Consider the following 26988-nt stretch of genomic DNA (forward strand, 5'->3'; position numbering starts at 1 on the left):
GAGGACGGGGGCACAAAAACGGCGTCAGTCGGCGGTGAGGTGGCGGAGCACCGAGTCCTGGATCAGCTGGCGGTCGGCGTCGCTGATGCCGAGCAGGCGGCGCTCGGTGTAGCTTACCCGCGGGCCGTCTTGATCGACGCGGGCGCGCAGGCCCTCCTGGTGCACCCGGGCGATGTGGGCGACGCGGCCGACGAAGCCGATCTCGGCGCCGTCGGTGGTGCTGCGGGCCTTGAGATACTTGGCGGTGCGGATCTTGGTGAACATCGCGCGCCGGCGGATGGCCCCCTGCTGGGCGCGGTGCTGCGGCTTGCGCGGGGCGTAGGGCGTGCCGTCGGGGTTCTGCTGGGCCTTGATGCGCTCGCGCTGGGAACGGCGCAGGTCCTGGGCGACCTTGCGGGTCAGGGTGCGGCGGGCCTTGCGGTCGAGCTGGGCCAGCATGGGCGTGACCCAGTCCTCGAGGGCCTGTAGGTCATCGTCCATCAGGGAGAGTCCCACTCGCTGGTCGGCTGGTAGTCGTCGTTGCCCGGGGCCTTGGTGAGCAGCTCCCAGTGGGTGGCCGGGCAGGTCTCGATAGGGTAGGCGGGCTGTCGGTGCTCGCTGGTGATGGTGCCGGCCTCGCAGTCGACCAGGGCGACCACGCGCTCGCTGAGCCGCAAGGTGATGGCCAGATCATACGCCTGGTTGCTGAGCAGCTCGGCCTCGAAGCGCACGCCGTCGTCGGGATCGAGGTCGGGTTCGTAGCGCGACAGCCACTGCAGCATTGGGATCATCAGGGTGTCGACGTCGCCGGCGTAGTCGGTGACCACCAGCTGGGCCTCGAAGCGGTACTCGTGGCTGAGGTGCTGGCCGCGCTGGAAGCGGATGCTGCCGTCCTGGACGAACGTCAGCAGCCGCTCGGGGCCGCGCTTCAGTTCCGGCACGGCATCGAGCAGGTGGGCGCGGAGGCTGGCGAGCTTGTTCATTGGGCGTCGATCTCGTCCATCAGGCGGCCGCGGCGGCCGCGCAGGGTGCCGGCGATCTTCTCGCCGGAGCGCCCAGCGATGTAGCCGCCGACGCCGAGCGTCATCAGGTCCCAGAGCTGTTCGGGCAGTGCGAGCTGCAGGCCGACACCGAACATGGCGCCGAGGTAGGGCGCGAGCAGGTAGTTGTTGGCGACGATGGCCACGATCACGGTCATCAGCAGCGGGCGCCAGTTGCGCTGGAGCCAGCTCTCGCCGGTGGCCTCGGCGAGAATGACCTTCATGCGTGCCTGGAGGCCGGCGTCCTGCTGGTCGATCAGCCGGTGGCGCAGCTCGGCCTTGAGTCGGTTGGCCTGGTCCTTGTCGGTGACGGCCTGATCGATGATCTCCATCACCGGGCCGGCGACGGTACCGAGGATGCTCGTGATCAGCTTCATGTGGCGACCTCCTGGTATTTTCCGCGCAATAAGAGATCTCGCTCTGCCGGGGGGTAGAATTTTTCCACCTCGAGAGGGCAAGAACGCTGGCACGTAGGCGCTCGCAGCTCATTGGCCAGGGTCAGCAAGGTGTCGCCATTGGGATCAGCGTTCTCGCTCCTGATGAAGCGGGCTGTGGTGCAGTAATAGCCGCCAGGGACAACCGGGACAGCTTGGTACCAGTCGAACTCATCGAAGAACCAGCGAACCTGCTCCATCGCCGAGACTTGCTCGAGCAGTGCCTGGTCGGTGTGTGTGCCGTATTCGATGACCATGGCGTCCGGCACGCGCCGGCGGATGCGATCAGTCAGCCCCTCTCCGGCCACGATGATTGCAACTCCACCTCGCTTGATGTGCCCGATGGCGGCCTGCTCGAGGTCGTGGGTCTTTCCCACCTGACGGCCGGAGACCTCCAGAAACGTTGGTGTCATGCGGCGACCTCCAGTTGCTGGGCGTGGCGCCGGTAGGCGGCGGCGAGCTTGGTGTCGTAGTCGTTCTTCTCGAACGCGGGGCCGTTGTAGCGGCGGGCGAACTCACGCCAGTCGTGGCGGCGCAGGGCGGTGAGCAGGCTATGGTCGGCCTCGATGAAGCGGGTGAAGGCCTCGAGCTGGCGGCCCTCGGTGGCGGCCATGGCCTCACGCCAGGCGGCGGCCGAGGCGTAGCCCAGCCGCTGCCAGTGCATGCCCATGATCTGGAAGAGGCCCCAGCTGGCCGCCTCGATCGCGCCGTCGCCGGTGGCGGTGCTGTCGTCCAGGGCGGCGGCGGCCTCGAGGCGATCATGCTCGCGTGGGCCGCCGATGTAGCCGCCGGCCTTGTCGTTGACGAGATCCGGCCGTCGCTGCTGGTAGGGCATGGGGGCGACGCCATAGTGGATCAGCCGGCGGCGCATGATGTGGCGCTCGAACAGAATGACCGGCTGCCCGCCGCGCGGACCGCCGAAATGCAGCCCGCTGCCGCGGCTCTCGACCTCGTTGACCGCCATCACCGCGGCCAGCTCGACGCCGAGCCGCTCGGCGGCATGCACCAGGTCGATCTGGCGCAGCCGACGGGGATCGGGTCGGCCGCCGAGGGCCGCGCGGGTCTTGGGGCCGGCCAGGCCGTCGATGACCAGTCCGTGCGCGCGCTGGATGGCACGGACCGCGGCCTCGGTTTCGTCGCCGAACCAGCCGTCCATCTCGAGGGCGTGGCCGGCGCTGACCAGGGCGCGTTGCAGGGCCTCGACGCGGTAGCCGGTGTCGCCGTGTCGCAGAATCATGAGCCGCTCTCCAGTTCGGTGACGCGGGCCTCGAGGCTCGCGATGTCGGACTTGATGTCGCCCAGCTCTCGCTCGGCGTCGCCCTTGCGGTAGTAGAGGTCGCTCCAGTTGCGCAGCTCGCGGCGCAGGCTGGCGAGCTGTTCGCTCTGGTAGGTCAGCCGTTCGCGCAGCACGGCGGTGTTCTCGCCCAGGGTGACGAGCTTGAGGCCGGCCCAGCCGAGCAGGGCGACCAGCAGCAGCTGGATGCCGGTTTGCAGATGCCGCTCGAAGATCGATCGGCTGTTCGAGGCGGTGTCGGATTGGGCCATGAGGTCCTCTAGCTCCAGAGCTGGATGGTGTCGGCGATGGCCGGCTCGGCGGCCTGTTCGTCGGGCAGGGTGACGAGGGTGCCGTGGGGCAGCACCGGGCCGACGTCGGCCAGGCCCGGGTTGAGCGCCAGGGCCTGCTCGGTGACGCCGGCAGTGCGGCCGAGCACCCGCTGGCAGAGCGCGTCGAGGGTCTCGCCCTGGTGGGCGCGCACATCAGGCATCTCAGATCAGCTCCACGGTGGTGTGGTCGCGGCCTTCGATCTCGGCCACGGCCCAGCGGGCGTCGCGGCGGAGGTCGTCGGCCGCCTCGTCCTTGGCCTCGCCGCGCTCGTCGCCGTCCTGGGTGGCAGAAACGTCGCGATAGCGCTCGAGCAGGCTGGCGTGGGCGGTGGCGTAGACGGCGCGGCGGTAGAGCAGGGCGTAGTGGTCGGGCAGGGCCCAGACCGGCGGCGCCACGGCGTCCAGGGTGGCGGCGCCGTCGTCCTGGCGGGCGAGCTGCCAGTCGGCGAGCTGGCGATTGACGTCGGCCATGGCCACCTGCAGCGCCTGCACCAGGCGCGGCACGGTGACGGTGCCGTCCAACCGGGTGGCCTCGCGGAAGTCCGCCGGCTCGATGGCCGGCCAGAAACCGTTGTTGTCGAGGCTGGGCGGATCGTCGGGGGCGGTGCCGGTACCGGCGGCGATCAGGGACATGGCGGCGGCTCTCGCTCAGGTCGGAATAGGAAGGGGGTGGACCGGGATCGACGAGATGGGACCGCAGTCCGCTCTCCCCCGGTGCCCCCTTGGCGTCGGCGTGCGACTCGGTGGCGGCGTCAGGCTCCGTTCTGGGGCGAGCCCTGAGTGCCGGCGTTCTGTTGCTTGAGCTCGCGCTCGAGCTTCTCGATGTCCTTCTTCACCCCGACGCGGTCGTTCAGCTCCAGGGCGCGGCGCAGGTGCTCGAGCGCCTCGGCAGCGTGGCCGCCGCGGGCGCGCTGGGCGTAGCCGAGGGCCTTGTGCAGCTTCGCGCGCACCGGGTCGTGCATGTCGGCGTCGCGGGTCAGCGCCTCGGCGCGGCTGAGGTGCATGGCCAGCTCGGCGGCCTGGTTGGCGGCGGCGGTGCGGGCGTCGTCGGTGTCCTGGACCGGGGCCTCGAGCTGCTTGATGGCCTCCTCGGCGAGCTGCTCGGCGAGGATCGAGGCGGTGTCGCGCTCGAATCTATCGGGGGCGTCCAGGCCGTGGCGCAGGGCGTACTCGGCGATCGCCAGCGCGCCGGCGAGGTCGCCGACGTCGAGCCGCCAGATCATGACGGTCATCACGACGTCGTCCTGGGCGCCGGACCCGGCCTCGAGCACGCCGGCGACGTAGCTCTCGAACTCCGGCAGCAGCTCGCGCTTCTTGGCGATCTTCTGCTCGGTGCTCTTGATGCCCTTGAGGGTGCGCCGGGCCTCCCACAGCGCGGCGGCGTGCAGTTCGTACTGCTCGCCGGTCTGGGGGCGGCCGGGCTCGGCGGTCCCCGCCGCTTTCGCGGCGGTGACGCGCTGGTAGTGCTTGCGGGCTGGGCTGTGCATTCAGGCCTCCTTAGGCGCCGGTCCAGTCGCCGAAGACGATGTTTTCCACCAGGCAGCCGGCACCGAAGTCCTCGACCACGTAGGCGTCGTTGGAAGACTCGTAGTTCTCGACGCGCTTGCGCTTGGGTTCGTCCTTGAGGTAGCGGCGGCGGCTGCCGCGCTGCCAGTAGATGGAGAGGTTCTCCGGCGGGGTGATCAGCAGGCTGCCGCCGGGCATGTAGGGCACCCGGGCCGCCTGCTGGCCGCCCATGCGCTTCTGGCTGATCATCATGTCCAGCACCTGGGCCTCGGTGGGCGTGCCGGCGTGCTCCTGCAGCAGCGGGAAGTACTTGTCGGCCAGCAGCTCGCGGCCGGTGATCGCGCGCAGGGCGGTGGACTCGCGATGCCAGGGGTCGATCATCTCGTTGACCACGTCGTACACCAGGGCATCGAGATTGGCGTAGTCGCCGCCGGGGCCGACGCGCACCTCGCCGGCGGTGCCGCCGCCGGTCATCACGCGGGCCGGCGCGTTGTCGCGGTACTGCTGCAGCCAGCCGACGTTGACGTCCTCGAGCAGCGGGTTGGCGACACGGTCGGTCTCGACGGCGGCACTGGTGCCGTTGAAGCCGATCATGATCCGGTCCAGCGCCTGCTGGTGGATGATCATGTTGCGCACGCGGGCCTGGAAGTCGCGGAACTTGGCCCAGGCGTCCAACTTGCTCCACGGCAGGTAGGTGTCGAACTCGGTGGAGCGGCACTCGTAGCCGTTGGCGTCCAGGGTGCTCAGGTCGCGCGGGGTGCGGTCGTTGGCGGTGGTGTCGGTGCGCCCGGCGATCGGGCCGGACAGGCCGAGGCCGAGTTTCTCGCCCTTGAGCTCGTCGACGCCGATGATGTTGATGCTGGCCAGGAAGGCGCTGGTCTCCTGCATCTTGGTCTCCAGCGTCTGCTGGACGCTGGGGTCGACGGCGAAGGACTCGCCGGCGCTGGGCACGCCCGACAGCTGGGCGACGCGCTCGGCGAAGTTGTTGAAGGCTTGGCGGGTATCGTTGCGCATGGGTGCGGGTGTCCTCAGCAGTCGGTCAGTTCGGCGCCGCCGTTACCACCCAGGGCGGGCGTGCGGTCAGGGGTGTCGGGAGTGCGGTCGAGCTGGGCGTAGAGCTCGTCGAGCTTGGTCTTGGTCGCCTCGTGGGCGGACTTCAGCTCGTTGAAAGACTCGGCCGATGGGCGCTTCTCGAGCTCGGTGACAAGGTCGGCGTGCTTCTGCACGAACAGCTCGAGGGTCTGCTCGAGGTCCTTGCTGAAGGCGGCGAAGCCCTTGGCGGTCTTGGCGTCGTGCTTCTTGAACAACGCCGTGACGCGCTCCATCAGGCTCGGGCCGTTGTCGGCCGGGGGCGTCTCGGTGAAATCCAGCTCGATCTCGACCGCCTCGGTGAAGAGGTTGTCGGGGTGTTGCTTGCGGGCGGCCAGCGGGGAGTTGTCGCCGGCGGAGCGCGAGAACTTGAGCATTTCGGTGCCCAGGCTGGCTGGGGAATCGGTGACTGCCAGGCCCTCGAGGTAGGCCTCGCCGGTGTCGGAGAACGCCGGGTTCACCTCGATGGAGGTGTAGACCTTCTGGCGCTGCTGGTTCATCTCCTTGAGCCGGTCGGTGGGGTCGATGTCGGCGAACAGGGCCAGCTTGCCGTCCTCGACCTCCTGGGCCTCCACGGCGGTGACGTCGCCCAGGGCGGCGAAGGGGCCGTCGTGGAACACGCCGCGCATGTGCTCCATCCACACGCGGGCGCCGTACTTGGCGGGATCGTAGTTGGCGGCCATCTGCTCGATCCATTCGCGCTTGATCTCGCGGCCGTCGGTGGTGGCGCCTTCGGTGGCGACGCGGAACTTGGCCATGGGGGTCCTCGGCTCGGGTGTCTGACGATGGCGTCAGGTTCCGCGCCCCGCGTGATTGCCTCAATCACCGGCGGTTGTGCCGTGCGCCTCCCACAAATGGCCGCTCCTTCGCCCCTTCGGGCGCGCGGGTAGGCTGGCCGCATGACGACATCAGCCCCCGACACCCTCGAATCCCCGCGCCTGACGGCCCGCCATCTCTACTGGCAGGGCTGGCGAGTGGCGCGCATCGCCGAGTTCCTCGACCTCAAGGCGCCGACCGTTCACAGCTGGAAGGAACGCGACGGCTGGGAGGAGGCCACGCCCACCCAGCGCGTCGAGGGCGCGCTCGAGGCGCGCCTGGTGCAGCTAATCGGCAAAGACCGCAAAGAGGGGAAGGACTACAAGGAGATCGACCTGCTGGGCCGCCAGATCGAGCGGCTGGCCCGGGTGCATCGGTACCAGGAGACGGGCAAGGAGGGAGATCTCAATCCGGCCATCGAGCGGCGCAACGCCGGCGAGAAGAAGAAGCCCCGGCGCAACGCCCTGGACGAGGAACAGGTCGAGCAGCTGAAGGCGGCGTTCCTGGAGACCTGCTTCCAGTACCAGCTCGACTGGTACGAGGCCGGCCAGAAGCACCGCATCCGCAATATCCTCAAGAGCCGCCAGATCGGCGCGACCTTCTTCTTCGCCCGCGAGGCGATCGTCGATGCCTTCGAGACGGGGCGTAACAAGATCTTCCTCTCGGCCTCGAAGGCTCAGGCCCACATCTTCCGCAACTACATCGTGCAGTTCGTCAAAGAGACCTGCGACGTCGACCTCAAGGGCGATCCGATCGTGCTCGACAACGGTGCCGAGCTGCACTTCCTGGGCACCAACGCCAAGACGGCCCAGGGCTATCACGGCGACGTCTACCTGGACGAGTACTTCTGGATTCACCGCTTCCAGGAGTTCCGCAAGGTCACGTCGGGCATGGCGATGCACAAGAAGTGGCGCCAGACCTACTTCTCGACGCCCTCGAGCCTGGGCCACGAGGCCTATCCGTTCTGGAGCGGCGAGCTGTTCAACAAGCGGCGCAAGAAGGCCGAGCGGCAGGAGTTCGACGTCAGCCACGCGGCGCTGGCCGGCGGGGCGCTGTGCCCGGACGGCCACTGGCGGCAGATCGTCACCGTCGAGGATGCGATCGCCGGGGGCTGCGATCTGTTCGACCTCGAGCAGCTCAAGCTGGAATACAGCCCCGACGAGTACGCCAACCTGCTGATGTGCCAGTTCGTCGACGACAGCCAGTCGGCGTTTCCGCTCAGCCTGGTGCACCCGTGCATGATCGACGCCTGGGAGATCTGGGACGACTACCGGCCCTACGCGCCGCGCCCGGTGGGCGACCGCGGGGTGTGGATCGGCTACGACCCGACCGGCACCGGCGAAGACGGCGACGGCGCGGGGCTGGTGGTGGTGCTGCCGGCGCGCACCGCTGACGAGAAGCACCGCATCCTGGAACGCCACCGCCTCAAGGGCGAGGACTATGCGGCCCAGGCGGCGTTCATCCGCTCGTTCCAGGACAAGTACCGCATCGAGCACATCGGCATCGACGTCAGCGGCCTGGGCGAGGCGGTGGCCGAGCACGTCGAGAAGTGGTTCCCGACGCTGACCCGCTTCCGCTATGACCCGGCGGTGAAGGGCCGGCTGGTCATGCAGGCCCAGCAGATCATGCGCAAGAGCCGCCTCGAGTTCGATGCCGGCTGGAGCGACATGGCGCAGTCGTTCATGGCCATCAAGCGCGAGCTCACCGCCTCCGGCCGCCAGTACACCTACACCAGCGGGCGCAGCCAGGCGACCGGCCACGCCGATCTGGCCTGGGCCGCCATGCACGCCCTCAGTCACGAACCGATCGACGGCCCCGCCGAGGGGGCCGGCCAGTCCCTCATGGAGATGTACGAATGACCGCCACCGAGAAACCTCGCGTCCGCGTTCCGGCCTACTCGACAAGCGATGGCGGCAGTCCGTCAACCGAATCGCCGGTCGCGTCAACGCCGCCACAGGCCCAGGCGTTCAGTTTCGGCGACCCGGAGCCGGTTACCAGCATGCGCGACGCCTTCTACGAGGGGATCTACCTCTCGGGGGATGAGTGGTTCGAGCCGCCGGTGCCGCTGGAGATCCTGGCCAAGAGCTACCGGGCCACGGCCCACCACGGCTCGGCGCTCCAGGTGAAGCGCAACATCCTGCTGCGCACCTTCAAGCCGCACCCGCTGCTGGGCCGCCGGGCGTTCTCGGCGCTGGCCCTGGATTACCTGGTGTTCGGCAACGGTTACCTCGAGGAGGTGCGCGGGCGGCTGGGCAAGCGGCTGCCGTTCCGCCACCTGGCCGCCAAGTACATGCGCCGCGGGCTGGGGGATCGCTACTGGTGGGCGCCCAACTACCTGGAGCGCACCGAGCTGCCGCGGGGCAGGGTGGTGCACCTGCTCGAGCCGGACATCGACCAGGGCATCTACGGGGTGCCGGACTACATCGGCAGCCTGCAGTCGGCGTGGCTGAACGAGAACGCCACGCTGTTCCGCCGGCGCTACTACCTCAACGGCAGCCATGCCGGGTTCATCATGTACGTCAGCGATCCGGCCCAGGATCAGAAGGACATCGACGCCATGCGCCAGGCGCTCCGGGAGTCGAAGGGAGTGGGCAACTTCAAGAACCTGTTCATGTACTCGCCCAACGGCAAGAAGGACGGGGTGCAGATCATCCCGGTGAGCGAGGTGGCGGCGAAGGACGACTTCTGGAACATCAAGAACATCACCCGCGACGACCAGCTCGCCGGTCACCGCATCCCGCCCCAGATGATGGGCATCATCCCCCAGAACACCGGCGGCTTCGGCGACGTCGAGAAGGCCGCCCGGGTGTTCGTGGCGAACGAACTCGAGCCCCTCCAGGCCACCATGCGCGAGATCAACGAGTGGGCCGGCGAGGAGATCGTGCAGTTCGATCCCTACTCGCTGAGCGACGGCGAGGGGACCGGCCTCGACCCGACGCGCCGATAGCCGCCGACTCGCCAGCCGCCGCCAAGCATCACCATCAGGCCGCCCACCCGGGCGGCCTTTTCGTGCGCCCGTGCGGCCAACCTCGGTTGAGACGCATTTGTGCCTCGTAGTGCGTCTGTTGCGCTGTGCGGCCTTCTGCCGGCCGCTGGATCTCAGGCGATGCGCGACCGGCTCGACCGTCGATCGCGCCACAGGCGGCCACCCAGCCGCCCCTCCACCCCAGCGGCCCACCGCCGCGCGCCATCGACACCCCGCCCCGCCTGCGCGCTAAACGTGCCGGTTTTTATGCACTCATGCACCAAGGCGCCAGGCCGCGCCGTTGTGCGGGTTCGGTGAGGTATGAGAGGGGCTCAGGCTTATGCGGATCTATGCAGTTTTATTCCAACCGCGGGTTACCGCTCATATCCCGTGCGTACAAAACGCATGATGTAGGAATTCAGCCCATGCCCATTCTGAGCCAGCGTTTTCATCTGCTCGACATGGTGCTGGCCACAGCTGGCATATGAGTAGGTGTACATAGCCCCGGTAGAGAACTGCACGCGGATCCGGTCAGCCATGATCTCGAAGAAGCGGACGCCAGAATCTCCGCCAAGGTTTAAGTAGGGCTGCATCTGAATATCCCTCGCTGCTAGCTAATGCATTGATGGGTTATCAAGCTAGCAGTGAAAGACTGGTTTGGGTGGGACAAGAAGAAAAGTGCTGTGACAATTCTGGTACTTAGTGTTGTTCACGCCCGCGGTTGTCAGCCTGCGTTCCAATCCATCATCGGGGCCACGGAGAAGGTGCGGTCAAGATCGGTCATCGGCATCACGGGGTCGTTCGAGAAGCGCGTATTCTACCAGTCATGGCGCGGGGTGCGAGTGCTGTAGGCCAGCGTGAAAGGACTCGGCGACGATGTCGTCCATACTCGATGAGGTGGATGTGTGAAACGGCTACTGAGGGAGGCGTGAATGGGGAGTCATGATCTCGACGAGTCCCGGCGTGAGCTGTTGGCTCGGGTATTGCAGCACGGTGGCGTACTGGCGGCTCCGTTCGGTCACGCCGGTGAGAATTCTCATGAGTCTCGGGACCTGGCCGATATCGCGGCCCTGGAGGAGGCAGGGCATCTCGTGATCCAGCGGGATGACGAGGGCCGGCCGAGCCGGCTCGAGCTGACGCCGAGCGGATATCGCGTCCTGGGGATCGACTAGCCGGGGGCGGGTGAAGGAGGGGGAGACGATGAGCGATCGCAAGATTGAGCTGGAGCGGCTGAGAGACGAGCTGCAGGCGCGTCTGGCCAGCTACCGGCAGCACCGGGAGCGTAGAGCCGGGCCGTTGGACAAGGACATGGAGGATCAGTCTCTGGAAACGCGGGACGACGAGGTGGTGGCATCGCTGGAGGCGGAGGCCGATGACGAGCTGTCCCAGGTCCGTCACGCCCTGGCCAGGATTCGTGAAGGGCGGGGCGAGATCTGCGAAAACTGCGGCGAGGCGATCGATGCGGGTCGCCTGGCGGCGGTGCCCCATGCGACCCTGTGTCGGACGTGTCAGGGCCGCTGATGCGTGAGTCGGACATTTCCGCACAGGGAGGACGGGCATGACGGCATGGCAGCGAGGCGCCTGGGTGGCGAGCCTGGTGCTGGGGTTGGCACTGGGCATGGCCGGCTGTGGTGGCGGTGAGGACGACAAGCCGCCGGCCGATGAGCGGCTGGGTGGCGTGGCGCAGCCCGACACTGACACCGAGGTCGAGGCGGCGGCAGACGAGGCGGCGCCCGAGGTCGAGCCGTTCACGGACGAGGTGAGCGTCGGCATCGATGCGCGGCTGCGCAGCGACCGACGGCTGCTGGTCGAGGGCACCACCAACCTGCCCCGGAGCACGCGGCTGCAGGTGCTGGTCGAGCGCGAGCTTAGCGGCGTGCGCTGGCAGGCGCGGACCGCGGTCGAGGCCGGTGGCGGCTTTGCCGCCGGGCCGTTCGGGCCGGGCAGCGGGCTGCCGGATGGCGGCTATCGCATCACCGTCAACATGCCGGCCGCCTCGGTGCAGCCGCCTGCGGTGCGGGCACGGCTGGGCGAGGACGGCCAGCATCTTCGCGGTCCGCTGGTGCAGGCCTCGCGTCACGGGCTGGGGCAGGTGATCAGCGCCAGTCAGCGCTTCCTGGTCGGCAGCGAGCCGCGGCATACCACCGACCAGGTGAAGGTCATCGAAGTGGAGTAGCGCCCCGGCTCAAGGTGTCTCGAGCCGCCACAGGGCGACGACCTTGCCCAGCAGTCGGCAGTCGGGCGTGTAGGGGGTCGGGGTGGCGTCGTCCTGGCGCTGGAAGGTCAGCTCGCCCTTGGCGTCCTGCTGGACCCGGCGCAGCGCCAGTCGGCCGGCTTCCTCGATCAGGTAGAGGCCCGGCTGGCGGAATATCTCGCTGGGCGCGATGGCGGCCAGGTCGCCCGCGTTCAGGTAGTCGAGCGCCTCGCCGGGGGCCGGTGTCACCAGATGGCAGTCGCCGTCCCAGCGCTGGCCGGGGGTGAGTTCGATGGGCAGCTCGATGCCCTTGGCCTCGGTGCCCTCCCAGGGGGGAGGGCCATCGGCGCGCAGAAACAGCGGTGCTGGCCGGCTGGTGTCGTTGTCGAGCAGCGCGGAGAGCGGGCAGCCGAGGGCGCCGGCCAGCGCGACCAGCCGCTCGTGCCCGATCTGCTTGATGGCCCCGGATTCCCAATAGGAGATGGTGACGTCAGAGACGCCGACTCGGCGGGCCAGGGCGGCCTTGTTGAGGTTGGCCTCCAGGCGGAGCTGTTTGATCCGTGGGCCGAGTGTTTCCATGAACGTCGTCCTGTCTGAGGTCGTCTACGAGATGGGGCATGGTCTGCGATTGCTCGAGACTGTGCAATAGCGAGCATCAACGTTATGACCGCCGTCCCGCCCGAACGTCACCATGCGATGGGTTGGTCATCCCAATCACGGAAACCGCCGGAGTCTGCCGGTGAGCGCCTGCTCAGTACCGTGATCAGATGGTCTGCCACGAAGGCTGGTGTGAATAGCTTGCCTTCGGGTACGCGGCTCTGGAAGGGGGTCGACAGGTCGGTGTCGGTGGTGCCGGGGTGCAGGCAGGTGAGGCAGGCATTGGGATTGAGGCGACGCAGCTCTACCGCGGCGGTCTTCATCAGCATGTTATGGGCGGCCTTGCTGGCACGATAGGCATACCAGCCGCCCAGCCGGTTGTCCTCGATGGAGCCGACCCGGGCCGAGAGGCTGCCGATCAGCACGGTGTGACGCCCCTTGAGCGAGGGGGCCAGGGCCTTGAGCAGCAGGGCCGGGGTGGCGGCGTTGACGTGGAACAGCCGGCTCAGGGCGTCGGCGTCGAGGTCGTCGAGTTTCTTCTCCGGCGCGATGCCGTCGGCGTCGTCATGCAGCATGCCCAGCGCGTTGAGCACCAGGTGCAGCGGCTGGCCGTCGAGGGCGTCGGTCAGCGCGGCCAGGCCGTCCGGGGTGGTCAGGTCCAGGACGTGAGCGGTCAGCCTCGGATCGTCGCGGCTGACCGCTTGCCGGCTGACGACGTGCAGGCGGGCCAGGCGCGGGTCGTCCAGCAGGGCGTCGACCAGGGCCGCGCCGATGCCGCCGGAGGCGCCGGTGACCAGGGCCTGGTAGTCGTCGGGTAGCTGGGGAAGCATGGTGCTCCTCGTTCCGTGGGGTTCAGTGATGGACCATGGGCATCGCCAATGATTCCACGGTGCGGCTGCCGGCGCCACGCGAGGCGCGTATAATGCCCGCCATTCCTCTGGGGCCTTGCGGCGGCGTGGCGTTTCATGACCGGGCCGGCAAGGCGACCAGGATTCCATTCTCCCGACCGGACCAAGGACGACATGACCGTACGTACCCGTATCGCGCCGTCTCCCACCGGCGATCCCCATGTGGGAACCGCCTACATCGCCCTGTTCAACCTGTGCTTCGCCCGTCAGCACGGCGGCGAGTTCATCCTGCGCATCGAGGATACCGACCGGGTGCGCTCGACCGCTGAGTCGGAGCAGATGATCCTCGATTCCCTGCGCTGGCTCGGTCTGGAGTGGGACGAGGGCCCCGATGTGGGCGGCCCGCACGGCCCCTATCGGCAGAGTGAGCGCGGCGACATCTACGCCGAGCATGCGCGCAAGCTGATCGAGTCCGGTCATGCCTTCAAGTGCTACCGCACCAGCGAGGAGCTCGACGAGCTGCGCGAGACGCGCAAGGCCGCCGGCCTGCATCTGGCGCTGAAGCCGGCCGATCTGGCGCTGCCCGAGGAAGAGATCGCCCGCCGCGAGCGCGAGGGCTGGCCTCATGTGGTGCGCATGCACGTGCCGGCCAGCGGCACCTGCGTGGTCGATGACATGCTGCGCGGCACCATCGAGGTCGACTGGGCCCAGGTGGACGCCCAGATCCTGCTCAAGTCCGACGGCATGCCGACCTATCACCTGGCCAACGTGGTCGATGACCACCTGATGGGCATCACCCACGTGCTGCGTGGCGAGGAGTGGATCAACTCCGCGCCCAAGCATCAGCTGCTGTACGAATACTTCGGCTGGCCGATGCCGACGCTGTGCCACATGCCACTGCTGCGCAATCCGGACAAGTCGAAGCTCTCCAAGCGCAAGAACCCGACCTCGATCAACTACTACCGTCGCATGGGCTTCCTGCCCCAGGCGGTGACCAACTATCTCGGCCGCATGGGCTGGTCGATGCCGGACGAGCGCGAGAAGTTCACCCTCGACGAGATGATGAGCCACTTCGACGTGCAGCGGGTCTCGCTGGGCGGGCCGGTGTTCGACCTGCAGAAGCTGAGCTGGCTGAACGGCCTCTACATCCGCGAGGACCTGGACGACGATGCCTTCCTCAAGGCGCTGCGCGACTGGGCCTTCAACGAGGAGTACGTGCGCCAGATCCTGCCGCAGGTGCGGCCGCGGGTGGAGACGCTGTCCGACGTGATGCCGCTGGCCGGCCACTTCTTCTCCGGCGTGCCGGCGATCGAGGAGGGCGACTTCGATGCGGTCAAGCTGGGGCGCGAGGATCTGGTCAAGCTGCTGCAGTTCCTGACCTGGCGCCTCGAGACCGTGCCCGCCTGGCACAAGGAGGCCCTGCTGGCCGAGGTCAAGGCGCTGGCCGCGCACTTCGAGCTCAAGATGAAGGACTTCCTGGCGCCGGTGTTCATCGCCATCACCGGCTCCGTCGCCAGTACCTCCGTGATGGACGCCATGGCGATTCTCGGCTCCGACATGACCCGGGCGCGCCTGCGCCACGCCATCGCGGTGCTGGGTGGCGTCTCGAAGAAGCAGGTCAAGCGCTTCGAGAAGGAGTATCGGGAGCTGTAAGCCATAAGCTGTAAGCTTGAAGAAACCCCGCCAGGCCAAGGCCGAGGCGGGGTTGCCGAGGCCGGGCAGCAACACCGGCGTAGGCCGTGCCCGTCTTCCAGCTTCAGGCTTACAGCTTAAAGCTCTCGTGCGAAGCGCGAGGGGTTGACGAAGGCGAAGGGAATCAGTACTATGCGCCTCGTCTTCACGACATGTGGGGCCTTAGCTCAGCTGGGAGAGCGCAACACTGGCAGTGTTGAGGTCAGCGGTTCGATCCCGCTAGGCTCCACCAATCACGTCATCGAAGATGATGCGTCCCATTCGTCTAGTGGTCCAGGACACCGCCCTTTCACGGCGGTAACAGGGGTTCGAACCCCCTATGGGACGCCACTCCAATCTCTATCTCCCCGGACGCCATGAGCGTCTTTTTTTGTCTCCGTCCGAGGCGCTTTATGGCGCTGGTTCGCGCGAGAGTCATGCTTTCTTCCTACATAAAGGCCCTGTAAGGCCTTGACTTGTCCACTTGAGCGGTTCCTGTCGTAACATTGTTCACAGGATCGCCTCGTAGGCCCGTGGTTATGGGCTTGGCAGATTAGTTCTTATAAATCAAAGGGTTGGGTTCGGTCAAAAATTGACCAATCTGAGCGCGACCCGCTATCCATGGCGATTCTGGGCGATTCCTCAAGGGTTTTGAACAGGTTTATCCACAGAATGTGTGGAAAACGCTGCGAAACGGCGTCAGTGCCATGACAGCGGTGGAGAAGCGGGGCTCGCGCTCTGCTTGGCCGTCTCCGCGCTAGGCCGTGAGCGGGGCAGGGCGGTGCTGGTGACGTCGCCCATGACGGATGTCGCTGGGGTGTCGGAATGGCCCGGAGAGGGCGTCGACGCGAGGCGCCGGTGTTCAGGGTGGGGGCAGGCGTTGGCGTCTCCAGTGGCGCTTCTGAGGCGGCTGGGGGAGTGAGGAGCTGTAGCGTGGCGGGGCCGAACAAGTGGTTGTGATCCTCGATCGGCGCCGGCCGGCGTCGAGCATGGAGAGGGCTGTCCGCCGGGGAGGGTGATCTCGGGTCAGAAACGCAAGAAGGCCGCCCTGAGGGGCGGCCTTCGTTGTCAGGGCGAGTCGTTCGCCGATTACTTGGCGGGGTAGTCGCGCTGGGTGTGGCCGGTGTAGAGCTGGCGGGGACGGCTGATCTTGTAGCTGTCGCTGAGCATCTCGTGCCAGTGGGAGATCCAGCCGATGGTGCGGGACACCGCGAAGATCACGGTGAACATGTTGGTCGGGATGCCCATGGCCTTGAGAATGATGCCGGAGTAGAAGTCGACGTTCGGGTAGAGCTTGCGCTCGACGAAGTACTCGTCCTCCAGGGCGATCTGCTCGAGGCGCTTGGCGATCTTGAGCTGCGGGTCGTCGGCCTTGCCGAGCTGGGCCAGGACCTCGTCGCAGGTTTCCTTCATGACCTTGGCGCGCGGGTCGAAGTTGCGGTATACGCGGTGGCCGAAGCCCATCAGCTTGAACGGATCGTTCTTGTCCTTGGCCTTGTCGATGAAGCGCTGGATGTTCTCTTCGGAGTCGTCGCCGATCTCGTCGAGCATGTTCAGCACGGCCTCGTTGGCGCCGCCGTGGGCCGGGCCCCATAGGGCGGCGATGCCGGCGCTGATGCAGGCGAACGGGTTGGCGCCGGTGGAGCCGGCCAGGCGCACCGTGGAGGTGGAGGCGTTCTGCTCGTGGTCGGCGTGGAGCATGAAGATGCGATCCATCGCCTTGGCGAATACCGGGTTGATCTCGTAGTTCTCGCACGGATTGCTGAACATCATGTAGAGGAAGTTCTCTGCATAGTTCAGGTCATTGCGCGGATAGACGAACGGCTGGCCCACGTTGTACTTGTGGGACATGGCCGCGATGGTTGGCATCTTGGCGATCAGGCGGATGGCGCTGATCTCGCGGTCTTCCTGCTTGGTGATGTCCAGGTGGTCGTGGTAGAAGGCCGCCAGGCCGCCGACCACGCCGCAAAGGATCGACATCGGGTGGGCGTCGCGACGGAAGCCCTTGAAGAAGTTGGCCAGCTGCTCGTGGACCATGGTGTGATGGGTGATGCGGCCGGCAAATTCGTCATACTGGGCCTTGTCGGGCAGCTCGCCGAACAGCAGCAGATAGCACAGTTCGACGAAGTCGGACTGCTTGGCCAGCTGGTCGATGGGGTAGCCGCGATGCAGCAGCACGCCCTGGCCGCCATCGATGTAGGTGATGGCGGACTGGCAAGAGGAGGTCGCCATGAAGCCGGGATCGTAGGTGAACAGGCCCTCGGCACCCAGGCCGCGAACGTCGATGACATCTGGCCCCGCAGCCCCCGAGTAGACCGGCAGCTCGATCGATTTCTCCAGGCCTTCTACCGTCAGCGTTGCTTTCCTGTCAGCCATAACTGGCCTCCTCTCGAGTTCATGGTGGCGCGATAAGTCGTGATTTCGCGGAACTTGCCTGCGAAAAGGTTCGCCCACTATAGAAGCGTCTTTTCGATTGTCAATTCATCCATCGATGTTGGTGTGCTGTATTGGAGTGGATTTATGTATAATCCTTGTCGCACATATGGTGCTTTGCACCATGGTGGTGCCATACGCCGCCTGGCAAGCACATGAGACTGGGAAAGCGCCGAGAGGTGGAATTTTTTACGCCAATCGTGGGCTGCCACCATGGTCTAGTTGGCAAGCTAGTGATTTGTCATCGATGCAGGCATGGCCCTATAATCCTGTCCCGCGACTGGCAGGAACAGGGAGATCGTGACCCGCAAGGCATGATCGTTCTCCTTCCCGAAACCACCGCCCGTGTCGGGCTCTCCTCGAGTGCCCAGTGACGGGCCAAGAGAGTGTGTAGAGAGCCGTGAATAGCAAACGACCCGTAAATCTGGATCTGTCCACGATACAGTTCCCCCTCCCCGCCCTGACGTCGATCGCTCACCGCATCACCGGCGTCATTCTCTTCATCGGCCTGATCTTCGGCTTCTGGGCACTGGATGCTTCCTTGTCGTCCCCCGAAGGCTTCGCTGCCGTCAGCGATGCGCTGGCTCACAACATCCTGGCCAAGCTGATCGCCTGGGGGCTGCTGTCTGCCCTGGCGTTCCACTTCGTGGCCGGCGTGAAGCACCTGCTGATGGACGTCGACATCGGTGTGACCCTCGAAGGTGGCGTCAAGAAGGCGCAGATCACCGTCGTGGCAAGCGCGGTCCTGATCATTCTGGCTGGAGTCTGGGTATGGTAACCAACATCACGAACTTCGGACGCAGCGGGCTGTCCGATTGGCTCGTTCAGCGCGTCTCGGCCGTTATTCTGGCCCTCTACACACTCTTCATCGTCGGCTACCTGCTGGTCCATCCCGGTCTCGACTACGCGACCTGGAGCGGGCTCTTCGGCCACACCTGGATGCGAATCTTCTCGCTGCTGGCCTTCGTGTCCCTGTCCGCCCACGCCTGGGTGGGGCTGTGGACCGTGACCACCGACTATCTCAAGCCGACCGGCATCCGCATTGCCGTCCAGACCGTCATCATCCTGGCCATCTTCGTGTTCCTGGTCTGGGGTATTCAAGTTCTGTGGGGAGCCTGATCCATGTCCAACATGCGTAGCCTGACCTTCGACGCCATCATCATCGGCGGTGGCGGTTCCGGCCTGCGGGCCGCCCTCGAGCTGGCCAAGTCCGGCAAGAAGACCGCCGTGCTGTCCAAGGTCTTCCCGACTCGCTCGCACACCGTGTCCGCCCAGGGCGGCATCACCTGTGCCATCGCTTCCGCCGACCCCAACGACGACTGGCGCTGGCACATGTACGACACCGTCAAGGGCGGCGACTACATCGCCGACCAGGACGCCGCCGAGTACATGTGCTCCGAAGGTCCGAAGGCGGTCTTCGAGCTCGAGCACATGGGTCTGCCGTTCTCCCGCTTCGACAACGGTCGCATCTATCAGCGCCCGTTCGGCGGCCAGTCCAAGAACTTCGGTGAAGGCGGTCAGGCGGCCCGTACCTGCGCCGCGGCGGACCGTACCGGCCATGCCCTGCTGCATACCCTTTACCAGAACAACCTGAAGAACAATACCACCTTCCTCAACGAGTGGTACGCCGTCGACTTGGTCAAGAACGCCAACGGCGACGTCGTCGGTTGCATCGCCATGGACATCGAGTCCGGTGAAGTGGTGCACATCAAGTCCAAGGCCACCGTGCTGGCCACCGGTGGTTCCGGCCGCATCTATGCCTCCACCACCAACGCCCTGATCAACACCGGCGACGGCATTGGCATGGCGCTGCGCGCCGGCTTCCCGATGCAGGACATGGAGATGTGGCAGTTCCACCCGACCGGCATCTACGGCGCCGGTACCCTGGTGACCGAGGGTTGCCGCGGCGAGGGTGGCTACCTGGTCAACAAGGACGGCGAGCGCTTCATGGAGCGCTACGCGCCCAACGCCAAGGACCTGGCCGGCCGTGACGTGGTCGCGCGTTCCATGGTCATGGAGATCCTCGAGGGTCGTGGCTGCGGCGAGAACGGCGATCACGTCTACCTCAAGCTCGACCACCTTGGCGAGGAAGTCCTCGGCAAGCGTCTGCCGGGCATCGTCGAGCTGTCCAAGACCTTCGCCCACGTGGATCCGGCCAAGGAGCCGATCCCGGTGGTGCCGACCTGCCATTACATGATGGGCGGCGTGCCGACCAACGTGCACGGCCAGGCGATCATGCAGGACGGCGACGGCAACGATCAGATCGTCAACGGCCTCTACGCCGTCGGCGAGGCGGCCTGCGTGTCGGTCCACGGCGCCAACCGCCTGGGCGGCAACTCGCTGCTCGACCTGGTGGTGTTCGGTCGCGCGGCCGGCATGTTCATCGAGAGCGCGCTCAACGAGGGCATCGAGTACCTGGCGGCCAGCGAGTCCGACGTCGAGTCGGCCATGACGCGCATCAACCGCTGGAACGAGTCCGAAAGCGGCGAGACCGTCCCCGAGCTCAAGCGTGCACTGCAGGACATCATGCAGAACGCCTTCGGCGTCTTCCGTCAGGAAGAGAATATGCAGAAGGGCGTCCAGCAGCTGGCCGAGCTGCGTGAGCGCATCAACAACGCTTACCTGCCGGACAAGTCCAACACCTTCAACACCGCCCGGGTCGAGGCGCTCGAGCTCGACAACCTGATGGAGGTCGCCGAGGCCACCGCCATCGCGGCCCTCGAGCGCAAGGAGAGCCGTGGTGCCCACTCACGCTACGACTACCCGGATCGCGACGACGTCAACTGGCTGAAGCACTCCATGTATTTCCCGGCCGAGAAGCGCCTGGGGCAGCGTGATGTGAACTTCGCGCCCAAGACCGTCGATATGTTCGAACCGAAAGTCCGTACCTACTGAGGGGAGTCACGATGTCCACGCTTCAGGTATCCCTGTACCGCTACAATCCCGAGACGGACTCCGCCCCCTACATGGAGGAGTTCCAGGTCGACACCCAGGGCCGCGACCTGATGGTGCTCGACGTCCTGCACCTGGTGAAGGAGCAGGACAACGGCCTGGCCTATCGTCGCAGCTGCCGCGAGGGTGTGTGCGGCTCCGACGGCATGAACATGAACGGCAAGAACGGCCTGGCCTGCATCACGCCGCTGTCCGACGTAGTCAAGAAGGGCAAGCTGACCCTGCGTCCGCTGCCCGGCCTGCCGGTCATCCGTGACCTGGTGGTCGACATGGGGCTGTTCTACCAGCAGTACGAGCGCATCCAGCCGTACCTGCAGAACGATACCCCGGCGCCGGCCATCGAGCGTCTGCAGTCGCCGGAGGACCGCGACAAGCTCGACGGCCTCTACGAGTGCATCCTGTGCGCCTGCTGCTCGACCTCCTGCCCGTCGTTCTGGTGGAACCCGGACAAGTTCGTCGGTCCGGCCGGTCTGCTGCAGGCCTATCGCTTCCTCGCCGACTCCCGCGACGAGGCGACACGCGAGCGTCTGGAAGGCCTTCAGGACCCGTTCAGCGTGTTCCGCTGCCGCGGCATCATGAACTGTGTGGCGGTGTGTCCGAAGGGGCTCAATCCCACGCGCGCGATCGGCAAGATTCGCGAGATGCTGCTGGCGGATGCCACTTAAATCGTGGGCCGGGGCTTGTTATCATACGTTTCAGGCTGCGACGTGCTGTCGCAGTCTGGCCCCCGGTGAGACGTCCGAAGCCGGTGCCTCGTGCACCGGCTTCTGAGCATAGAAAAACAGGTGACCGCCCCGCCGGCTGGCTACCTAACTGATGTCGCCACGGGTGAGCCGTGACGGCCGACACCACCCCATCAGTGCAGGGTGACCGAGAGATGCAACAAGGCATAATGGAGTTGATGTGGCGCTCCTCCCATGTCAGTGGCAGCAATGTCCACTACGTGGAAGCGCTCTACGAGCAGTACCTCGATGACCCCTCTGCCGTTCCCGACGAATGGCGTCAGTACTTCGATCAACTGCCGAGACCCGATGGCAGCGCCACTCAAGACGTTCCGCTTGCCCCTACCCGCGAACAGTTCTACCAGCTAGGCCGCCAGCGCCGCACCGCCCAGACCGCGTCCGCCGCTTCCGAGAGCGACGAGAACCGCAAGCAGGTCAAGGTGCTGCAGCTGATCAACGCCTATCGCTTCCGCGGACACCAGAAGGCTGATATCGATCCCCTCGATCTGCGTAGCCCGACCCCGGTGCCCGACCTGGATCTGTCCTTCCACCAGCTCTCCAAGGCCGACCTGGATACCGAATTCCAGACCGGCTCTCTGTTCATGGGCGCCGACAAGGCACCGCTGAAGCAGATCGTCGAGGCGCTGGAGCAGACCTACTGCCGCAGCATCGGCTGCGAGTTCATGCACATCGTCGACACCGAAGAGAAGCGCTGGCTCCAGCAGCGTTTCGAGTCGGTGCGCTCGGCGCCGACGTTCAGCGAAGACGTCCGCAAGCATGTCTTCGAGCGGCTCACCGCCGCCGAGGGTCTCGAGAGCTATCTGGCCTCCAAGTACCCGGGCACCAAGCGCTTCGGCCTGGAGGGCGGCGAGTCCTTCATCCCGATGATGGACGAGCTGATCCAGCGCGCTGGCGGCTATGGTACAAAGGAAGTCGTGATCGGCATGGCCCACCGCGGCCGTCTCAACGTGCTGGTCAACATCCTGGGCAAGAACCCGTCCGAGCTGATCGACGAGTTCGACGGCAAGAAGCTGGTCGAGCGCGGCTCCGGTGACGTGAAGTATCACCAGGGCTTCAGTTCCAACGTCATGACCCCGGGCGGCGAAGTCCACCTGGCCATGTCGTTCAACCCTTCCCACCTGGAGATCGTCGCGCCGGTGGTCGAGGGATCGGTGCGGGCCCGCCAGGACCGTCGCAACGACACCGACGGCGGCAAGGTGCTGCCGATCAACGTCCATGGCGACGCGGCCTTCGCCGGCCAGGGCGTGGTCATGGAGACGTTCCAGATGTCCCAGACCCGCGCCTACCGGACCGGCGGCACGGTGCACATCGTGATCAACAACCAGGTGGGCTTCACCACGTCCCACCCGGAAGACTCGCGCTCCACCGAGTACTGCACCGACATCGCCAAGATGGTTCAGGCGCCGATCTTCCACGTCAACGGCGACGATCCGGACGCCGTGCTGCACGCCACCCAGGTGGCACTGGACTACCGCCAGCAGTTCAAGAAGGACGTGGTCATCGACCTGGTGTGCTACCGTCGCCGCGGCCACAACGAGGCCGACGAGCCGTCCGGCACCCAGCCGATGATGTACAGCAAGATCAAGAATCATCCGTCCTCGCGCGCGCTGTACGCCGAGCGCCTGGTGAAGGAGGGGCTGTACTCCGAGGATGAGGCCAAGGCCACCATGGAAGGTTATCGCGACGACCTGGTCGCCGGTAACCACGTGGCCAACGCCCTGGTGCAGAAGCCGAACACCGCGCTGTTCGTCGACTGGAAGCCCTATCTCGGTCACGAGTGGAGCGGCCACACCGACACCAGCTTCGACATGAAGCGCCTGCAGCACCTGGCGGCGCGCATGTGCGAGGTGCCGGACGGCGTCAGCGTGCAGCGCCAGGTCGCCAAGATCTACGACGACCGCCGCAAGATGCAGGCCGGCGGCATGGCCTGCAACTGGGGCTTCGCCGAGACCCTGGCCTATGCCACGCTGCTCGACCAGGGCCACCCGATTCGCCTGACCGGTCAGGACGTGGGTCGTGGCACCTTCTCCCACCGCCACGCGGTGGTGCACAACCAGAAGGACGGCAGCACCTTCGTGCCGCTGCAGCATCTGAGCGATGGCCAGCCGCGCTTCACCATCCACGACTCCTTCCTGTCGGAAGAAGCCGTGCTGGCGTTCGAGTACGGCTACTCCACCACGGCGCCCAACGACCTGGTGATCTGGGAAGCGCAGTTCGGCGACTTCTTCAACGGTGCCCAGGTGGTGGTCGACCAGTTCATCTCCTCCGGCGAGACCAAGTGGGAGCGGCTGTGCGGCCTGACCATGCTGCTGCCGCATGGCTACGAGGGGCAGGGGCCCGAGCACTCCTCCGCGCGCCTGGAGCGTTTCCTGCAGCTGTGCGCCGAGCACAACATGCAGGTCTGCGTGCCGACCACGCCGGCGCAGATCTTCCACCTGCTGCGTCGCCAGGTGATCCGCAAGCTGCGCAAGCCGCTGGTGGTGATGTCGCCGAAGAGCCTGCTGCGCCACAAGGATGCCACCTCCAGCCTCGACGAGCTGGCCAACGGCAGCTTCCAGATGGTGATTCCCGACCAGGGCAAGCGCGACGCCGACAAGGTCGAGCGCATCATCCTGTGTGCCGGCAAGGTCTACTACGATCTGGCCAACTGGCGCGAGGAGAACGCCCGCGACGACGTGGCCATCCTGCGTCTCGAGCAGCTCTACCCGTTCCCCGAAGCCGAGCTCTTCGAGGCGATCCAGGCCTACACCAACGCCAGCGAGATGGTGTGGTGCCAGGAGGAGCCGCTCAACCAGGGCGCCTGGTACCCCAGTCAGCACCACATGCGCAGCGTGGCGGAGCAGCTCAAGACGGGCCTGGGCGGCAAGCTCAAGTTCGCCGGCCGCCCGGCATCGGCCGCCCCCGCGGCGGGCTACATGTCCGTGCACACCGAACAGCAGCGCAAGCTGGTGGAAGACGCCTTCAACCTCTAAGGCAGCCCACCGGGACGAGAGAGAACACACAAGGGAAACGACATGGCTACCGAGATCAAGGCACCCACCTTTCCGGAATCCGTTGCCGAAGGCAGCGTGGCCGCCTGGCACAAGAAGCCGGGTGACAGCGTCGAGCGTGACGAGCTGATCGTCGAGATCGAGACCGACAAGGTGGTGCTCGAGGTCGTGGCACCCGAGGCCGGTACCCTGGCCGAGGTGCTGGCGGAGGAAGGCGATACCGTGCAGTCCGAGCAGGTGCTCGGCCGCATCGGCGAAGGCGCGGCCAGCGGCGGCGACAAGGCCGAGGCCGCCAGCGAGGAGAAGAGCGAAGCCAAGCCGGAGGCCGCCCCGGCCGCCGGCGGCGAGGCGCACGAGGTGAAGGCTCCGACCTTCCCCGAGTCCGTCCAGGAAGGCACCGTCGCCAGCTGGAACAAGCAGGTCGGCGAAGCCGTCAAGCGTGACGAGGTGCTGGCCGAGATCGAGACCGACAAGGTCGTGCTCGAGGTGGTCGCGCCGGCCGACGGCGCCCTGTCCGAGATCAAGGCCGAGGAAGGCAGCCAGGTGGCCTCCGAAGAGGTGCTGGCGATCTTCACCGAAGGCGCCGGCGGCGATGCCGCTCCGGCCGCCGGTGAAGGCAAGGCCGCGGCCTCCGCCGACGACGGCGCCAGCGACGAGAAGGTCGGCGACAAGATCCTCGCCCCGGCCGCGCGCAAGCTGGTCGCCGAGCACGACCTCGACGTCGGCAAGCTCGAAGGCACCGGCAAGGGCGGTCGCGTCCTCAAGGAAGACGTGCAGAAGGCGATCAAGGACGGCAGCGCCAAGAAGACCGCCAAGTCCACCCAGCCGGCCGGCGCCAAGGCTGCCGCGGCACCGGCCCCGGCCGTCGAGGGCGAGCGTCCCGAGAAGCGCGTGCCGATGACCCGTCTGCGCAAGACCATCGCCAAGCGTCTGGTCGAGGCCCAGCAGACCGCCGCCATGCTGACCACCTACAACGAGGTGGACATGGGCGCGGTCATGGACCTGCGCGCGCAGTACAAGGACACCTTCCTCAAGGCCCACGACACCAAGCTCGGCTTCATGGGCTTCTTCGTCAAGGCGGCCTCCGAGGCGCTCAAGCGCTTCCCGGACGTCAACGCCTCCATCGACGGCGACGATATCGTCTACCACGGTTACCAGGACATCGGCGTGGCCGTGTCCACCGACCGTGGCCTGGTCGTGCCGGTGCTGCGCGATACCGACAGCATGAAGATCGCCGATGTCGAGAAGGGCATCGTCGACTTCGGCAAGCGTGCCCGTGACGGCAAGCTCGGCATCGACGAGATGCAGGGCGGTACCTTCACCATCACCAACGGCGGCATCTTCGGCTCGCTGATGTCCACGCCGATCCTCAATCCGCCGCAGACCGCGATCCTGGGCATGCACAAGATCCAGGAGCGTCCGATGGCGGTGAACGGCAAGGTCGAGATTCGCCCGATGATGTACCTGGCGCTGTCATACGATCACCGCATGATCGACGGCAAGGACGCGGTGCAGTTCCTGGTGACCATCAAGGAGCTGCTCGAGGACCCGGCCCGTCTGCTGCTGGATGTCTGATCCGCGCCGGTTAACGAGCACAGCGAAACATAACGCAAGGAGCCAACATGGCCGACAAGTTTGATGTCATCGTCATCGGCGCGGGCCCCGGCGGCTACGTGGCCGCCATCCGTGCCGCCCAGATGGGCCTGAAGACCGCCTGTGTCGAGAAGTGGATCGGCAAGGAAGGCAATGTCGTGCACGGCGGGACCTGCCTGAACGTCGGTTGCATCCCGTCCAAGGCGCTGCTGGAGGCCTCCCACAAGTTCGTCGAGGCGCAGCACGACTTCGACGACATGGGCATCGAGGCGGGTGACGTCACCATGGACGTCAAGAAGATGATGGCCCGCAAGGACAAGATCGTTAAGAACCTGACCGGCGGCATCGCCGGCCTGTTCAAGGCCAACGGCGTCACCGCGCTGGAGGGCACCGGCAAGGTGACCGGCAGCAAGCAGGTCGAGGTCACCGACAAGGACGGCAACGCCGCCACCTACGAGGCGGACAACATCGTGGTCGCCGCCGGCTCCGTGCCGGTCGAGATCCCGCCGACCCCGCTGACCGAAGGCCTGATCGTCGACTCCACCGGCGCGCTGGAATTCCAGCAAACGCCGAAGCGTCTGGGCGTCATCGGCGCCGGCGTCATCGGCCTGGAGCTCGGCAGCGTGTGGAACCGTCTGGGCTCGGAAGTCACCGTCCTCGAGGCCATGGACGACTTCCTGCCGATGGTCGACGGCGCCATCGCCAAGGAAACCCAGAAACTGCTCAAGAAGCAGGGCCTGGACATCAAGCTGGGCGCCCGCGTCACCGGCTCCGAGGTCAAGGGCGACGAGGTCGTGGTCAAGTACTCCGACGCCAAGGGCGAGCAGGAGATCACCTTCGACAAGCTGATCGTCTGCGTCGGCCGCAAGCCGTACACCAAGGGCGTGATCGGTGAGGGCGTGGGCGTCGAGCTCGACGAGCGCGGCTTCATCCACGTCGACGACCAGTGCCGCACCAGCGTGCCGGGCGTCTACGCCATCGGCGACTGCGTGCGTGGCCCGATGCTGGCCCACAAGGCCTCCGAAGAGGGCGTGATGGTCGCGGACATCATCGCCGGTCACAAGGCCGAGATGAACTACGACGCCATTCCCAGCGTGATCTACACCTTCCCCGAGGTGGCCTGGGTCGGCATGACCGAGCAGGACGCCAAGGCGGCCGGCATCGAGGTCAAGACCGGCGCCTTCCCGTTCGCCGCCAGCGGTCGCGCCATGGCCAACAATGCCACCGAGGGTCAGGCCAAGGTGATCGCCGACGCCGAGACCGATCGTATCCTGGGCCTGCACATCGTCGGCCAGCACGCCGGCGAGATGATCGCCCAGGGCGTCATCGCCATGGAATTCGGCTCCAGCGCCGAGGATCTGGCGCTGTCCTGCTATGCGCACCCGACCATGTCCGAGGCCGTCCACGAGGCAGCCCTGGCCGTGGAAGGTCACGCCATCCACATGGCGAACCGCAAGAAGCGCAAGTAAGACAACAAGAGCGCCGCCTTCGGGCGGCGCGTCCCTTCCGGCCATGCATCGGAGGGGAGCGGTG

Annotated in this window: 28 protein-coding genes and 2 tRNA genes; 15 read left to right on the plus strand and 15 right to left on the minus strand. The window is 66.3% G+C overall.

Translation table 11 applies throughout. The annotated features are described in order from the left end of the window. Positions 1–24: 24 nt before the first annotated feature. From QWG60_RS05850 to QWG60_RS05900, 11 genes are all read right to left on the minus strand, one after another. On the minus strand, positions 25–480 hold the full coding sequence (locus QWG60_RS05850) for a phage virion morphogenesis protein (RefSeq protein WP_146909910.1): 456 nt from the start codon (positions 478–480) through the stop codon (positions 25–27). After that, the gene (locus QWG60_RS05855) at positions 480–962 is read right to left on the minus strand and encodes a phage tail protein (protein ID WP_146909912.1); all 483 of its coding nucleotides are present in this window, start codon (positions 960–962) and stop codon (positions 480–482) included. The genes QWG60_RS05850 and QWG60_RS05855 overlap by 1 nt, the downstream gene beginning before the upstream one ends. Beyond that, positions 959–1396, minus strand: a complete 438-nt coding sequence (locus QWG60_RS05860; protein ID WP_146909914.1) for a 3TM-type holin — start codon at positions 1394–1396, stop codon at positions 959–961. The genes QWG60_RS05855 and QWG60_RS05860 overlap by 4 nt, the downstream gene beginning before the upstream one ends. Then, a complete protein-coding gene (locus tag QWG60_RS05865; protein ID WP_146909916.1) occupies positions 1393–1866 on the minus strand; it encodes a hypothetical protein in 474 nt (157 codons plus the stop codon). The genes QWG60_RS05860 and QWG60_RS05865 overlap by 4 nt, the downstream gene beginning before the upstream one ends. After that, complete coding sequence (locus QWG60_RS05870; protein WP_146909918.1) at positions 1863–2690, minus strand: N-acetylmuramidase domain-containing protein; 828 nt, start codon at positions 2688–2690, stop codon at positions 1863–1865. The genes QWG60_RS05865 and QWG60_RS05870 overlap by 4 nt, the downstream gene beginning before the upstream one ends. Further along, complete coding sequence (locus QWG60_RS05875) at positions 2687–2998, minus strand: hypothetical protein (protein ID WP_146909920.1); 312 nt, start codon at positions 2996–2998, stop codon at positions 2687–2689. The genes QWG60_RS05870 and QWG60_RS05875 overlap by 4 nt, the downstream gene beginning before the upstream one ends. Positions 2999–3006: 8 nt before the next feature. Beyond that, positions 3007–3219, minus strand: a complete 213-nt coding sequence (locus tag QWG60_RS05880; protein WP_146909923.1) for a tail protein X — start codon at positions 3217–3219, stop codon at positions 3007–3009. Position 3220: 1 nt separating this feature from the next. Continuing rightward, positions 3221–3691, minus strand: coding sequence for a head completion/stabilization protein (locus QWG60_RS05885; RefSeq protein ID WP_146909925.1), 471 nt, complete (start codon positions 3689–3691; stop codon positions 3221–3223). Positions 3692–3810: 119 nt separating this feature from the next. Then, positions 3811–4545, minus strand: a complete 735-nt coding sequence (gpM, locus tag QWG60_RS05890; protein WP_146909927.1) for a phage terminase small subunit — start codon at positions 4543–4545, stop codon at positions 3811–3813. 10 nt (positions 4546–4555) lie between these two features. After that, on the minus strand, positions 4556–5578 hold the full coding sequence (locus tag QWG60_RS05895; protein WP_146909929.1) for a phage major capsid protein, P2 family: 1023 nt from the start codon (positions 5576–5578) through the stop codon (positions 4556–4558). Positions 5579–5592: 14 nt separating this feature from the next. After that, a complete protein-coding gene (locus QWG60_RS05900; RefSeq protein ID WP_146909931.1) occupies positions 5593–6411 on the minus strand; it encodes a GPO family capsid scaffolding protein in 819 nt (272 codons plus the stop codon). A gap of 141 nt (positions 6412–6552) precedes the next feature. Here QWG60_RS05900 and QWG60_RS05905 point away from each other — a divergent pair, with 141 nt between their 5' ends. Together QWG60_RS05905 and QWG60_RS05910 are read left to right on the plus strand one after the other, a co-directional pair. Further along, positions 6553–8328 (plus strand): terminase large subunit domain-containing protein, encoded by a 1776-nt coding sequence (locus QWG60_RS05905; protein ID WP_146909933.1) that lies wholly within the window; start codon positions 6553–6555, stop codon positions 8326–8328. After that, positions 8325–9416: a phage portal protein gene (locus tag QWG60_RS05910; RefSeq protein ID WP_046080005.1), complete on the plus strand. Its 1092-nt coding sequence runs from the start codon at positions 8325–8327 to the stop codon at positions 9414–9416. Before QWG60_RS05905 ends, QWG60_RS05910 begins: the two co-directional genes overlap by 4 nt. A gap of 392 nt (positions 9417–9808) precedes the next feature. Here QWG60_RS05910 and QWG60_RS05915 read toward each other — a convergent pair whose 3' ends face one another. Further along, positions 9809–10027: a hypothetical protein gene (locus QWG60_RS05915; RefSeq protein ID WP_146909936.1), complete on the minus strand. Its 219-nt coding sequence runs from the start codon at positions 10025–10027 to the stop codon at positions 9809–9811. 339 nt (positions 10028–10366) lie between these two features. On the opposite strand from QWG60_RS05915, the gene QWG60_RS05920 reads away from it, so the two are divergent. From QWG60_RS05920 to QWG60_RS05930, 3 genes are read left to right on the plus strand one after another with little or no spacing between them, the layout of a single operon-like run. After that, positions 10367–10606 (plus strand): hypothetical protein, encoded by a 240-nt coding sequence (locus tag QWG60_RS05920; protein ID WP_146910375.1) that lies wholly within the window; start codon positions 10367–10369, stop codon positions 10604–10606. Positions 10607–10634: 28 nt separating this feature from the next. Then, positions 10635–10955, plus strand: a complete 321-nt coding sequence (locus QWG60_RS05925) for a TraR/DksA family transcriptional regulator (protein ID WP_146910372.1) — start codon at positions 10635–10637, stop codon at positions 10953–10955. Positions 10956–10992: 37 nt separating this feature from the next. After that, positions 10993–11610 carry a hypothetical protein gene (locus QWG60_RS05930; protein WP_181454235.1) on the plus strand — a complete coding sequence of 206 codons (618 nt, stop codon included), beginning with the start codon at positions 10993–10995 and terminating at the stop codon, positions 11608–11610. A gap of 9 nt (positions 11611–11619) precedes the next feature. Here the strand turns inward: QWG60_RS05930 and QWG60_RS05935 are convergent, their stop codons facing one another. Next, complete coding sequence (locus QWG60_RS05935) at positions 11620–12207, minus strand: helix-turn-helix domain-containing protein (RefSeq protein WP_146910370.1); 588 nt, start codon at positions 12205–12207, stop codon at positions 11620–11622. 107 nt (positions 12208–12314) lie between these two features. Further along, a complete protein-coding gene (locus QWG60_RS05940) occupies positions 12315–13055 on the minus strand; it encodes an SDR family NAD(P)-dependent oxidoreductase (protein ID WP_146910368.1) in 741 nt (246 codons plus the stop codon). A gap of 192 nt (positions 13056–13247) precedes the next feature. Here QWG60_RS05940 and gltX point away from each other — a divergent pair, with 192 nt between their 5' ends. The 3 genes from gltX (at position 13248) to QWG60_RS05955 (ending at position 15095) form a co-directional block, all read left to right on the plus strand. Beyond that, the gene (gene gltX / locus QWG60_RS05945; protein WP_046080026.1) at positions 13248–14726 is read left to right on the plus strand and encodes a glutamate--tRNA ligase; all 1479 of its coding nucleotides are present in this window, start codon (positions 13248–13250) and stop codon (positions 14724–14726) included. Positions 14727–14921: 195 nt separating this feature from the next. Continuing rightward, positions 14922–14997: transfer RNA gene (locus QWG60_RS05950), tRNA-Ala, on the plus strand. 22 nt (positions 14998–15019) lie between these two features. Continuing rightward, a tRNA-Glu gene (locus QWG60_RS05955) sits at positions 15020–15095 on the plus strand. 738 nt (positions 15096–15833) lie between these two features. Here QWG60_RS05955 and gltA read toward each other — a convergent pair. Further along, positions 15834–17120, minus strand: a complete 1287-nt coding sequence (gltA, locus tag QWG60_RS05960) for a citrate synthase (protein ID WP_046080027.1) — start codon at positions 17118–17120, stop codon at positions 15834–15836. Between the two features lie 457 nt (positions 17121–17577). On the opposite strand from gltA, the gene sdhC reads away from it, so the two are divergent. The 7 genes from sdhC to lpdA all read left to right on the plus strand — a co-directional run bounded on the left by sdhC (position 17578) and on the right by lpdA (position 26924). Further along, complete coding sequence (gene sdhC, locus QWG60_RS05965; RefSeq protein ID WP_046080028.1) at positions 17578–17955, plus strand: succinate dehydrogenase, cytochrome b556 subunit; 378 nt, start codon at positions 17578–17580, stop codon at positions 17953–17955. Beyond that, the gene (gene sdhD / locus QWG60_RS05970; protein ID WP_046080029.1) at positions 17949–18296 is read left to right on the plus strand and encodes a succinate dehydrogenase, hydrophobic membrane anchor protein; all 348 of its coding nucleotides are present in this window, start codon (positions 17949–17951) and stop codon (positions 18294–18296) included. The genes sdhC and sdhD overlap by 7 nt, the downstream gene beginning before the upstream one ends. Positions 18297–18299: 3 nt before the next feature. Continuing rightward, positions 18300–20072, plus strand: a complete 1773-nt coding sequence (gene sdhA, locus QWG60_RS05975; protein WP_046080030.1) for a succinate dehydrogenase flavoprotein subunit — start codon at positions 18300–18302, stop codon at positions 20070–20072. Between the two features lie 11 nt (positions 20073–20083). Further along, positions 20084–20794: a succinate dehydrogenase iron-sulfur subunit gene (locus QWG60_RS05980; RefSeq protein WP_035597289.1), complete on the plus strand. Its 711-nt coding sequence runs from the start codon at positions 20084–20086 to the stop codon at positions 20792–20794. 212 nt (positions 20795–21006) lie between these two features. After that, complete coding sequence (locus QWG60_RS05985) at positions 21007–23844, plus strand: 2-oxoglutarate dehydrogenase E1 component (protein WP_035597286.1); 2838 nt, start codon at positions 21007–21009, stop codon at positions 23842–23844. A 42-nt stretch (positions 23845–23886) separates the two neighbouring features. Further along, the gene (gene odhB / locus QWG60_RS05990) at positions 23887–25437 is read left to right on the plus strand and encodes a 2-oxoglutarate dehydrogenase complex dihydrolipoyllysine-residue succinyltransferase (RefSeq protein ID WP_046080032.1); all 1551 of its coding nucleotides are present in this window, start codon (positions 23887–23889) and stop codon (positions 25435–25437) included. Positions 25438–25484: 47 nt separating this feature from the next. Further along, a complete protein-coding gene (lpdA, locus tag QWG60_RS05995) occupies positions 25485–26924 on the plus strand; it encodes a dihydrolipoyl dehydrogenase (RefSeq protein WP_146908116.1) in 1440 nt (479 codons plus the stop codon). Positions 26925–26988: the final 64 nt, after the last annotated feature.

Origin of the sequence: Halomonas halophila, assembly GCF_030406665.1 — a bacterium.
GTDB lineage: Bacteria > Pseudomonadota > Gammaproteobacteria > Pseudomonadales > Halomonadaceae > Halomonas > Halomonas halophila.